Annotated in this window: 6 protein-coding genes; all 6 read right to left on the bottom strand. The window is 62.0% G+C overall.

Going from position 1 to position 12,112, the window contains the following annotated elements:
* Nucleotides 1-297 (bottom strand): GTP-binding protein (locus EAH75_RS17100; protein ID WP_240046287.1); only part of this gene is annotated, 297 nt, incomplete at its 3' end.
* 50 nt (nucleotides 298-347) lie between these two features.
* Nucleotides 348-2,465, bottom strand: a complete 2,118-nt coding sequence (gene fusA / locus EAH75_RS17095; RefSeq protein WP_140656436.1) for an elongation factor G — start codon at nucleotides 2,463-2,465, stop codon at nucleotides 348-350.
* A 69-nt stretch (nucleotides 2,466-2,534) separates the two neighbouring features.
* Nucleotides 2,535-3,002, bottom strand: coding sequence for a 30S ribosomal protein S7 (rpsG, locus tag EAH75_RS17090; protein ID WP_072757771.1), 468 nt, complete (start codon nucleotides 3,000-3,002; stop codon nucleotides 2,535-2,537).
* 13 nt (nucleotides 3,003-3,015) lie between these two features.
* Complete coding sequence (rpsL, locus tag EAH75_RS17085; RefSeq protein WP_056386848.1) at nucleotides 3,016-3,390, bottom strand: 30S ribosomal protein S12; 375 nt, start codon at nucleotides 3,388-3,390, stop codon at nucleotides 3,016-3,018.
* A 177-nt stretch (nucleotides 3,391-3,567) separates the two neighbouring features.
* Entirely contained in the window at nucleotides 3,568-7,782 is a 4,215-nt protein-coding gene (rpoC, locus tag EAH75_RS17080; RefSeq protein WP_140806316.1) for a DNA-directed RNA polymerase subunit beta', read from the bottom strand.
* Between the two features lie 25 nt (nucleotides 7,783-7,807).
* Nucleotides 7,808-11,968, bottom strand: coding sequence for a DNA-directed RNA polymerase subunit beta (rpoB, locus tag EAH75_RS17075; RefSeq protein ID WP_140656427.1), 4,161 nt, complete (start codon nucleotides 11,966-11,968; stop codon nucleotides 7,808-7,810).
* Between the last annotated feature and the right edge of the window lie 144 nt (nucleotides 11,969-12,112).

Raw genomic sequence — 12,112 nt, 5'->3', positions numbered from 1 at the left:
CATCTGCGCCGCACCGGTGATCATGTTCTTCACATAGTCGGCATGGCCCGGGCAATCGACGTGCGCGTAGTGGCGCTTCGGCGACTCGTATTCCACGTGTGCGGTCGAGATCGTGATGCCGCGCGCCTTCTCTTCCGGCGCCGCGTCGATCGAGCTGTAATCCTTGAACTCGCCACCGAAACGTTCCGCACCGACCTTCGTCAGCGCTGCCGTCAGCGTCGTCTTGCCGTGATCCACGTGACCAATCGTGCCGACGTTGACGTGCGGCTTGGTGCGTTCGAATTTACCCTTTGCCATGACTCTGAACCTCTAGAAAAGAACGGTATGTGTTGGAAAAGCCGGCCTTATCAGGCCTTCTTTATGACCTGTTCGGCGACGTTGTTCGGCGCTTCAGCGTAGTGGTCGAATTCCATCGTGAAAGTAGCGCGACCCTGGGTCAGCGAACGAATGGTCGTTGCGTAGCCAAACATTTCACCGAGTGGAACCATCGCGTCGATGGTCTTGCCCGACGGCGTGTCGTCCTGGCCCTGGAGCAGGCCACGACGGCGGCTCATGTCGCCCATGACATCACCGACGTACTCTTCAGGTGTCACGACTTCGATCTTCATGATCGGCTCGAGCAATACCGGTGACGCTTTCGCGAAGCCCTGCTTGAACGCCATCGAGGCGGCAAGCTTGAACGCCATCTCGGACGAATCGACGTCATGGTAGGAACCGAACACGAGCTTCACCTTCACGCCGACGACCGGGAAGCCCGCCAGCGGACCGCTGGTGATGGTCTCGCGCAGACCCTTTTCGATCGACGGGATGAATTCCTTCGGGATCACGCCACCGGTGATGTCGTTGATGAAGAGGAAATCATTCTTCACGTTCGGGTCGGCACGATCGGCCTCGGTCATCGGGGACAGTTCGATCACGACGTGACCGTACTGTCCCTTGCCACCGGATTGCTTGGCGTGCTTGTAGTCCGACTTGACGTCCGACGAACGGATCGTCTCGCGGTAAGCCACCTGCGGCTTGCCGACATTGGCCTCGACATTGAACTCGCGACGCATGCGGTCCACCAGGATGTCCAGGTGAAGCTCGCCCATGCCCGAGATGATCGTCTGGCCTGACTCTTCGTCCGTACGCACGCGGAACGACGGATCTTCCGCAGCCAGGCGACCGAGGGCAATGCCCATCTTTTCCTGGTCAGACTTGGTCTTCGGCTCCACTGCCATCGAGATCACCGGCTCCGGGAACGTCATGCGTTCCAGGGTGATGATGTGATCTTGCGCGCACAGCGTGTCACCGGTCGTCACGTCCTTCAGGCCGACTGCGGCAGCGATGTCGCCGGCACAGACTTCCTTCAGCTCCTGACGCTCGTTCGCGTGCATCTGCAGGATACGGCCGATACGCTCTTTCTTGCTCTTGACCGGGTTGTACACGGCATCGCCGGACTTCAGCGTGCCCGAGTAGACACGGAAGAATGTCAGCGAACCGACGAACGGATCGGTCATGATCTTGAACGCGAGCGCGGAGAACGGCGCCGCATCCTCAGCCTTGCGCGTGGCTTCGTTGTCATCTTCGTCGATGCCAGCGACCGGCGGACGGTCGGACGGCGACGGCAGCAGCTGCACCACCGCGTCGAGCATGGCCTGGACGCCCTTGTTCTTGAACGCCGTACCGCAGTAGGTCGGGATGATTTCGTTGGCGAGCGTGCGCTGGCGAAGACCCGCGATGATCTCAGCCTCGGTGAGGTCACCCTCTTCGAGGTACTTGTTCATCAAGTCTTCGGTCGCCTCGGCGGCGGACTCCACCATGAAGGCATGCGCTTCGGCGGCTGCGTCAGCCAAGTTCGCCGGAATCTCCCGGTATTCGAACTTCATGCCCTGGGATTCCATGTCCCAGATGATCGCCTTCATCTTGAGCAGGTCGACCACGCCCTCGAAGCCGTCTTCGGCACCGATCGGCACCTGCATCGGCACCGGATGCGCACCAAGACGCGCCTTCAGCTGAGCAACCACCTTGTCGAAATTGGCACCGGTGCGATCCATCTTGTTGACGAACGCAAGACGCGGCACCTTGTACTTGTTGGCTTGGCGCCACACTGTCTCGGACTGCGGCTGCACGCCACCGACCGCGCACAGCACAAACACCGCACCATCCAGCACACGCAGCGAGCGCTCGACTTCAATGGTGAAGTCAACGTGTCCCGGGGTGTCGATGATGTTGAAGCGATGCTGCTCCAGCGAGCCATCCATACCTTTCCAAAACGCCGTCGTTGCCGCCGACGTGATGGTAATTCCACGCTCCTGTTCCTGCTCCATCCAGTCCATCGTCGCTGCACCGTCATGCACCTCGCCAATCTTGTGACTGACGCCGGTGTAGAACAGGATGCGCTCCGTGGTCGTGGTCTTGCCGGCATCGATGTGAGCCATGATGCCGAAGTTGCGGTAGCGGTCGATGGGAGTGGTGCGTGCCACGTGGTTAACCTCTAAAAAGTTTCTTGCTCGCAATGGACGGCGAATTGAACCGCCCGTTGCGGACGTTGCTTACCAGCGGTAGTGCGAGAAGGCCTTGTTGGCTTCTGCCATACGATGCGTTTCTTCGCGCTTCTTGGCGGCACCGCCGCGGCTTTCCGAAGCCTCGAGCAGTTCGGCAGCCAGTTTGCGCGGCATCGACGTCTCGCCACGCTTGCGCGCGGCGTCAATGACCCAGCGCATCGCCAACGCCATGCGGCGACCCGGACGCACTTCGACCGGCACCTGGTAGGTGGCACCGCCGACTCGACGGGACTTCACTTCGACCGCCGGAGCGATGTTGTTCAGTGCCTTCTCGACCAGAGCCACCGGCTCGGCGTTCTTCTCACCAATGTGCTGCAACGCACCGTAGACGATGCTCTCGGCCACGGACTTCTTGCCGCTCTTCATCACCATATTGATGAAACGGGCAATCAGCTGGCTGCCATGTTTGGGATCCGGCAGAATCAGACGGGCGGGATGTGAACCTTTACGCGACATGTTTCGAGTCCTTTTACTTCTTCGGGCGCTTGGCGCCGTACTTCGAGCGCGATTGACGACGCTTGGTGACACCAGCGCAATCGAGGCTGCCGCGCACCGTGTGGTAACGCACACCGGGCAGATCCTTGACGCGACCGCCGCGGATCAGCACCACCGAGTGCTCCTGCAGGTTGTGACCTTCACCGCCGATATAGCTGATGATCTCGAAGCCGTTGGTCAGGCGCACCTTGGCAACCTTGCGCAACGCCGAGTTCGGCTTTTTCGGGGTGGTCGTATAAACGCGCGTGCAAACGCCACGGCGCTGCGGGCTGCTCTGCAGTGCCGGCGACCCACTCTTGTAAGTCTTGGGGCTGCGGGATTTGCGCACCAATTGGTTGACTGTCGTCATGCGAAGCTGTTCCTGAAAACATAAAGGCAGCCCGATCAAGCTCGGTCTGCCAAGAAGCGGGAATTTAACATGAGCAGCCTGCCATAGGCAAGCCAGTGCTCAGCCATCCTGGACCCGAACACGAGGTGCGTCCCTGCACCTCATTTCGTATGTCAGCGAGTAAAACCCTGAACGGGTTTACTCGACACCGTTATCACTACCGGCCGGAACCTCGGCGAACGAGGCCGCAGGCGTGGAGCCGGAGAGAGTCTCCAGATCCGAGGCGGACAACCCGCCCTGGCGACGACGCGCTGCGTGGTATGCCAAGCCCGTGCCTGCCGGAATAAGACGGCCGACGATAACATTTTCCTTCAGGCCACGCAAGGTATCGCGTGTGCCACGTACCGCCGCCTCGGTAAGGACGCGGGTGGTTTCCTGAAACGAGGCTGCCGAGATGAACGACTCGGTCGCCAGCGAGGCCTTGGTGATGCCGAGCAGGATCGACTGGTATTCGGCCGGGCGCTCGCCTTTGGCGGTCGCACGATCGTTTTCACCGTTGATGCGCACCCGCTCGATCTGCTCGCCGCGCAGGTAATGGCTGTCACCCGGCTCGACGATCTCGACCTTGCGCAGCATCTGGCGAATGATCGCTTCGATGTGCTTGTCGTTGATCTTCACGCCCTGCAGGCGATACACGTCCTGGATCTCCTTGACCAGGTACGAAGCCAGCGGCTCCACGCCAAGCAGGCGCAGGATGTCATGCGGACTCGGCTCGCCGTCGACGACGGTTTCGCCCTTCTCCACATGCTCGCCCTCGAACACGATGACCTGACGCCACTTCGGAATCAGCTCCTCGTGCTCGTTACCGTCGACGTCCTTGATGATCAGGCGCTGCTTGCCCTTGGTGTCCTTGCCGAAGCTGATGATGCCCGAACGCTCGGCCAGGATCGCCGGTTCCTTCGGCTTGCGCGCCTCGAAAAGATCCGCCACGCGCGGCAGACCGCCGGTGATGTCGCGGGTCTTCGAGGTTTCCTGCGGGATACGGGCGACCACGTCGCCCACGCCCACTTCGGCACCGTTCTGGATCGATACGATCGCACCGGCCGGCAGGAAGTACTGCGCAGCGATGTCGGTGCCCGGCAGCTTCAGCTCGCGACCCTTGGCATCTTCCAGACGCACGATCGGACGCAGGTCCTTCGCCTGCGCACCACGACGCTTCGGATCGGTGACCACCGCCGATTCCAGGCCGGTCAGCTCGTCGGTCTGGCTCTGCACGGTGACGCCATCGAGGAAGTCGATGAAACGAACCACGCCGGCCACCTCGGTGACGATCGGATGGGTATGCGGATCCCAGTTCGCCACGGTCTGGCCTGGCTTCACCGGGGCACCGTCCTTGACCGCGATGATGGCGCCATAAGGCACCTTGTAACGCTCACGCTCGCGGCCACTGGAGTCGATCACGCTGAGCTCGCCCGAGCGCGACACCGCAACCAGGTGGCCCTGCTTGTGCTGCACTGACTTCAGGTTGTTGAACTTCAACGAACCGGTGGTCTTCACAGTCACATTGTCCACCGCTGCCGCACGCGAAGCCGCACCACCGATGTGGAACGTACGCATGGTCAGCTGGGTACCCGGCTCACCGATCGACTGCGCGGCGACCACACCCACGGCCTCGCCCATGTTGACCAGATGACCACGGGCCAGATCGCGGCCGTAGCACAGCTTGCACACGCCATGGGTGGCCTGGCAGGTGATCGGCGAACGCACCTTGAGCACCTGCACACCGGCCTTGTCGAGCTTCTCGACCAGGGCTTCGTTGAGCAGGGTATCGCGGGTGACGATCGGCTGATCGTCGTCGCCGGGGGCGTAGACATCATCGACCACCACACGGCCCAGCACGCGCTCGCGCAACGGCTCGACCACATCGCCACCTTCGACGATCGGCTGCATGATCACGCCGTTCTCGGTGCCGCAGTCGTCCATGGTGATGACCACGTCCTGTGCAACATCGACCAGGCGACGGGTCAGGTAGCCGGAGTTCGCAGTCTTCAACGCCGTATCCGCCAGGCCCTTTCGAGCACCGTGGGTGGAGTTGAAGTACTGCAGCACGTTCAGGCCTTCGCGGAAGTTGGCCTTGATCGGGGTCTCGATGATCGAGCCGTCCGGACGCGCCATCAGGCCACGCATACCGGCCAGCTGACGAATCTGCGCCACCGAACCACGGGCGCCGGAGTCGGCCATGATGTACAGCGAGTTCATCGACTTCTGGTTGACCATCTTGCCTTCGGCATTCATCACCTTCTCGGTGCCGATACCGTCGATCATGGCCTTCGCCACCAGCTCACTGGTACGCGACCAGATGTCGACCACCTTGTTGTAGCGCTCGCCGGCGGTGACCAAGCCCGACTGATACTGCTGCTGGATCTCGACGACTTCCTTCTCGGACTCCTCGAGGATCGGCTTCTTTTCAGCCGGGATCAGCATGTCATCGATGCCGATCGAGATGCCGGCACGCGTGGCGAAGCGGAAGCCGGTGTACATCAGCTTGTCGGCGAAAACCACGGTCTCCTTCAAGCCCAGCAAACGGTAGCTGGAGTTGATCAGGCGCGAGATGTTCTTCTTGGTCAGCTCGGTGTTGGCAAGCTCGAACGGCAGGCCTTCCGGCAGGATTTCCGCCAGCAGCGCGCGACCGACGGTGGTGTCGACGATCTTCGTCTCGTTGGTGCGGGCGCCGTCTTCGGCAATGTGCACCAGCTTCAGACGCACCTTGACCTGGGCGTGCAGCTCGACCGCACGGTTGTCGTAGGCACGACGAACTTCGGCGATGCCGGAGAACACCATGCCGGTACCCTTGACGTTGATCAGCTCGCGGGTCATGTAGTACAGACCCAGCACCACATCCTGGGTCGGCACGATGATCGGCTCACCGTTGGCCGGGCTGAGGATGTTGTTGGACGACATCATCAGCGTACGCGCTTCCAGCTGTGCCTCGATCGACAGCGGCACATGGACGGCCATCTGATCGCCGTCGAAGTCGGCGTTGAACGCGGTACAGACCAGTGGATGCAGCTGGATCGCCTTGCCTTCGATCAATTTCGGCTCGAACGCCTGGATGCCGAGGCGATGCAGGGTCGGCGCACGGTTCAGCAGCACCGGATGCTCGCGGATCACCTCTTCGAGGATGTCCCACACCTGGGCTTCTTCGCGCTCGACCAGCTTCTTCGCCGCCTTGATGGTGGTGGCTTCGCCACGCGCCTGCAGCTTGGCGAAGATGAACGGCTTGAACAGCTCAAGCGCCATCTTCTTCGGCAGACCGCACTGATGCAGACGCAGGGTCGGACCGACCACGATCACCGAACGACCGGAGTAGTCCACGCGCTTGCCGAGCAGGTTCTGGCGGAAGCGGCCCTGCTTGCCCTTGATCATGTCGGCGAGCGACTTCAGCGCGCGCTTGTTCGTGCCAGTGATGGCGCGGCCGCGGCGACCGTTGTCGAGCAGCGCATCGACCGATTCCTGCAGCATGCGCTTCTCGTTGCGCACGATGATGTCGGGCGCATTGAGCTCGAGCAGACGCTTCAGGCGGTTGTTGCGGTTGATCACGCGACGGTACAGATCGTTCAGATCGGAGGTGGCGAAACGGCCGCCATCCAGCGGCACCAGCGGACGCAGATCCGGCGGCAGCACGGGCAGAACGGTCAGCACCATCCACTCCGGCTTGTTGCCGGATTCCAGGAACGCCTCGATCAGCTTCACGCGCTTGGTCAGCCGCTTCAGCTTGGTCTCGGAATTGGTGGAGGTGATCTCTTCCTTCAGGCGAATCACTTCGCCCGGCAGGTCGAGCGATTTCAGCAGGTGGAATACCGCTTCGGCACCCATGCGAGCGTCGAACTCGTCACCGTGCTCTTCGGTCGCTTCCAGGTACTGGTCTTCGCTGAGCAGCTGACCGCGCTCGAGCGCCGTCATGCCCGGGTCGATCACCACGAAGGCTTCGAAGTACAGGATGCGCTCGATGTCACGCAGCGTCATGTCCAGCATCAGGCCGATGCGCGAGGGCAGCGACTTGAGGAACCAGATGTGCGCGGTCGGGCTGGCCAGCTCGATATGGCCCATGCGCTCACGACGCACCTTGGCCAGCGTCACTTCCGTGCCGCACTTCTCGCAGACCACACCGCGGTGCTTCATGCGCTTGTACTTGCCGCACAGGCACTCGTAGTCCTTCACCGGTCCGAAGATGGCGGCACAGAACAGGCCGTCACGCTCCGGTTTGAAGGTACGGTAATTGATGGTTTCCGGCTTCTTAACTTCGCCGTACGACCACGAGCGGATCAGCTCCGGTGACGCCAGCGCGATCTTGATCGCGTCGAAGTCCGGCGTTGCGCGCTGCTGGTTGAACAGGTTGAGCAGGTCTTTCATTCGAAATCTCCGGTGACTGCGCGGATCACTTGATCTCTTCCAGATCGATGTCGATGGCGAGCGAGCGGATTTCCTTCACCAGTACGTTGAAGGACTCCGGCATGCCCGCGGACATTTCGTGGTTGCCGTCGACAATGTTCTTGTACATCTGGTTGCGGCCCTGCACGTCGTCGGACTTCACCGTCAACATTTCCTGCAGGGTGTACGCCGCGCCGTAGGCTTCCAGTGCCCACACTTCCATTTCGCCGAAGCGCTGGCCACCGAACTGCGCCTTGCCGCCCAGCGGCTGCTGGGTGACCAGCGAGTACGGACCGGTGGAGCGCGCATGCATCTTGTCGTCGACCAGATGGTTGAGCTTCAGGTAATGCATGTAGCCCACGGTGACCGGGCGATCGAACGCCTCGCCGGTACGGCCGTCATACAGCGTGGTCTGGCCCGACTCGGGCAGATCCGCCAGCTTCAGCATCGCCTTGATCTCGGTTTCCTCGGCACCATCGAACACCGGCGTCGCCATCGGCACGCCTTCCTGCAGATTGGTGGCGAGGGTGAAGATCTCCTTGTCGGTGAGCGACTTCAGATCGACGTGCTGTACGGCACCAGCCACGTGCGTGTTGTAGATCTGGTCGAGGAACTCGCGGATCTTGGCGACCTTCTCCTGCGCTTCGAGCATCTTCTGGATCTTCTTGCCCAGGCCCTTGGCGGCCCAGCCCAGATGGACTTCCAGAATCTGGCCGATGTTCATGCGCGACGGCACGCCCAGCGGGTTCAGCACGATGTCGACCGGCACGCCGTCGGCGGAGTACGGCATGTCCTCGACCGGCACGACGTTGGAGACCACGCCCTTGTTGCCGTGACGACCAGCCATCTTGTCGCCCGGCTGGATGCGGCGCTTCACGGCCAGGAACACCTTGACCATCTTGAGCACGCCCGGCGCGAGGTCGTCGCCCTGGGTGATCTTGCCCTGCTTCTCCTTGAAGCGCTTGTCGAATTCCTCCTTGTGGCGCTTGACCTGATCGGCCGCGCGCTCGAGGAACTCAGTGACTTCCTCGTCCTTGACGTTGATCTTGAACCAGTCGTCCTTCTTCAGGCCATCCAGGTAGGCGTCAGTGATTTCGGCGCCACGCTTCAGGCCACCCGGACCGCTCATCGCGGACTTGCCGAGCAACTGGGTACGCATGCGGCTGTAGATCGCGCCTTCGAGGATGCGGAACTGGTCGTCCAGATCCTTGCGGATCCGCTTGACCTCGGTTTCCTCGATCTGCTTGGCGCGCTTGTCCTTCTCGATACCGTCGCGGGTGAACACCTGCACGTCGATGACGGTGCCGTCCATGCCCGGCGGCACGCGCAGGGACGAGTCTTTAACGTCGGAGGCCTTCTCGCCGAAGATCGCGCGCAGCAGCTTCTCTTCCGGCGTGAGCTGGCTCTCGCCCTTGGGCGTGACCTTGCCGACCATGATGTCGCCGGCCTTCACCTCGGCACCGATGTAGACGATGCCCGACTCGTCGAGGCGTGCGAGCGCCTGCTCGCCCACGTTCGGGATGTCGGCGGTGATTTCCTCGGCGCCCAGCTTGGTGTCGCGCGCGATGCAGGACAGCTCCTCGATGTGGATCGAGGTGTAACGGTCTTCCTGCACGACGCGCTCGGACAGCAGGATCGAGTCTTCGAAGTTGTAGCCGTTCCACGGCATGAACGCGATCAGCATGTTCTGGCCGAGCGCGAGTTCGCCCAAGTCGGTCGACGAACCGTCGGCCAGCGTATCGCCCTTCGCCACCACGTCACCGACGTTCACCAACGGGCGCTGGTTGAGGTTGGTGTTCTGGTTGGAGCGGGTGTACTTGGTCAGCGTGTAGATGTCGACGCCGGCGTCGTTGTCGCCGACCTCTTCCTCGTTGACGCGCACCACGATACGGGCGGCATCGACCTGATCGATCACGCCGCCGCGCTTGGCGGAAACGATGACGCCCGAGTCGCGCGCCACCGCGCGTTCGATGCCGGTACCCACCAACGGAGTCTGCGAACGCAACGTCGGCACGGCCTGACGCTGCATGTTCGCGCCCATCAGGGCGCGGTTCGCATCGTCGTGCTCGAGGAACGGCACCAGCGCCGCCGCGACCGATACGGTCTGCATCGGCGAGACGTCCATGTAGTCGACTTCGGCAGCCGGACGCAGCTCGGATTCACCGCGGAAACGGCAGGACACGAAGTCCTCGACGAAACCGCCGTGCTTGTCCAGCGGCGAGTTTGCCTGCGCGATCACGTGATCGCCTTCCTCGATCGCCGACAGGTAATCGACCTTGTCGGTGACCTTGCTGTGCGCGACCTTGCGGTACGGCGTCTCGAGGAAGCCGTACGAGTTGGTGCGAGCGTACACGGCCAGCGAATTGATCAGGCCGATGTTCGGGCCTTCCGGCGTTTCGATGGTGCAGACGCGGCCGTAATGGGTCGGATGCACGTCACGCACTTCGAAGCCCGCGCGCTCGCGGGTCAGGCCGCCCGGCCCAAGCGCCGAAACGCGACGCTTGTGCGTCACTTCCGAGAGCGGATTGTTCTGATCCATGAACTGGGACAGCTGCGAGGAGCCGAAGAACTCCTTCACCGCCGCCGCGACCGGCTTGGCGTTGATCAGGTCCTGCGGGGTCAGGCCATCGGCTTCGGCCAGCGACAGGCGCTCGCGCACCGCACGCTCGACGCGCACCAGACCGATGCGGAAGGTGTTCTCGGCCATTTCGCCGACCGAACGTACGCGACGGTTGCCAAGATGATCGATGTCATCGACGGTGCCATGACCGTTCTTGATGTCGATCAGCACTTTCAGCACGTCGAGGATGTCGGACGTCTCACCCTGCTCCTTGACCAGCACCTGCGAGGCTTCTTCCTTGCGCTCGCTGAAGTACTTGTGGTCGTACAGCACGCCCGGGCCGAGGATTTCCTTGCGGCCCACGCGGCGGTTGAACTTCATCCGGCCCACGCCCGACAGGTCGTAGCGATCGAAGGTGAAGAACAGATTGAAGAACAGGTTCTGCGCGGCATCCTTGGTCGGCGGCTCGCCCGGACGCATCATGCGATAGATTTCCACCAGCGCCTCCAGCGGCGTCTTGGTGTTGTCGATGCGCAAGGTGTGCGAGATGTAGGCGCCACGATCGAGATCGTTGACGTACAACGTCGGCACGACCTCGATGCCAGCCTTGCGGAAGTTCTCCAGCTGCTCGGCCGTGATCTCGTCGTTCGCCGAAGCCAGCAACTCGCCGGTCTTGCTGTCGACGATGTCCGTCGCCAGGATGCGGCCGATCGGATAGTCGTCAGGCACTTCCAGCGCGGTGATGTTCTCCGCGGCCAGCTGACGCACGTGGCGCGCGGTGATGCGCTTGCCGGCTTCCACCAGCACGGTGCCACCGATCGCCAGATCGAAGCTCAACGTCTCGCCACGCAGACGCTCGGCGACCAGCTCCAGCGTGGTGCCACCCTTCTTGCCGAGATGGAACACATTGTGTTCGAAGAAGATGCCCAGCATCTCCTCGTTGTTGTAACCGAGCGCGCGCAGCAGCACCGTCACCGGCAACTTGCGGCGACGGTCGATACGCGTGAACAGCGCGTCCTTCGGGTCGAACTCGAAGTCCAGCCAGGAACCGCGGTAGGGGATCACGCGCGCCGAGAACAGCAACTTGCCCGAGCTGTGCGTCTTGCCGCGATCGTGGTCGAAGAACACGCCGGGCGAACGATGCAGCTGCGAGACGATCACGCGCTCGGTGCCGTTGATGATGAAGGTGCCGGTGTCGGTCATGAGCGGAATCTCGCCCATGTAGACCTCCTGCTCCTTGATGTACTTGACCACCTTCTTCGAGGCCGGGCTGTCCTTGTCATAGATGACCAGGCGCACGGTGGTGCGCAGCGGCGCACCATAAGTCATGCCGCGGTTGCGGCATTCGCGCTCGTCGAACGCCGGCTCGCCGAGGCGATAGTCGACATACTCAAGCGCCGCATTGCCCGAATAGCTGGAGATCGGGAACACCGACTTCAACGCGGCATGCAAACCCTTCTCGCCGCGCTGCTTGGGCGCGACATGTTCCTGCAGAAACTCCCGGTAGGAATCAGTCTGGATGGTCAGCAGGTTCGGCACGCCCAGTACGGGCGGACGCTTGCCAAAATCCTTGCGGATGCGTTTCTTCTCGGTAAACGAGTAGGCCATGATCGGTAGCGCCTCGGTTCGCAGTGACGCCGGTGGTGCACACACCGGCTGAATGAAAAATCAGATGTTCGACAAAAGCGTGGATTTGGGAATCGAGAATAGGGAATCGTCTGACGATTCCCTATTCTCCATTCCCCTCCTCGT

The sequence above is a fragment of the Rhodanobacter glycinis genome (assembly GCF_006438785.1).
Lineage (GTDB): Bacteria > Pseudomonadota > Gammaproteobacteria > Xanthomonadales > Rhodanobacteraceae > Rhodanobacter > Rhodanobacter glycinis_A.
The sequence above is the reverse complement of the archived record's forward strand: the minus strand, read 5'-3'. Positions and strand labels throughout refer to the sequence as shown.

Coding starts and splice junctions, on each gene's coding strand:
- rpsG (WP_072757771.1), bottom strand. CDS start 3,002: ATGTCGCGTAAAGGTTCACATCCCGCCCGTCTGATTCTGCCGGATCCC.
- rpsL (WP_056386848.1), bottom strand. CDS start 3,390: ATGACGACAGTCAACCAATTGGTGCGCAAATCCCGCAGCCCCAAGACT.
- rpoC (WP_140806316.1), bottom strand. CDS start 7,782: ATGAAAGACCTGCTCAACCTGTTCAACCAGCAGCGCGCAACGCCGGAC.
- rpoB (WP_140656427.1), bottom strand. CDS start 11,968: ATGGCCTACTCGTTTACCGAGAAGAAACGCATCCGCAAGGATTTTGGC.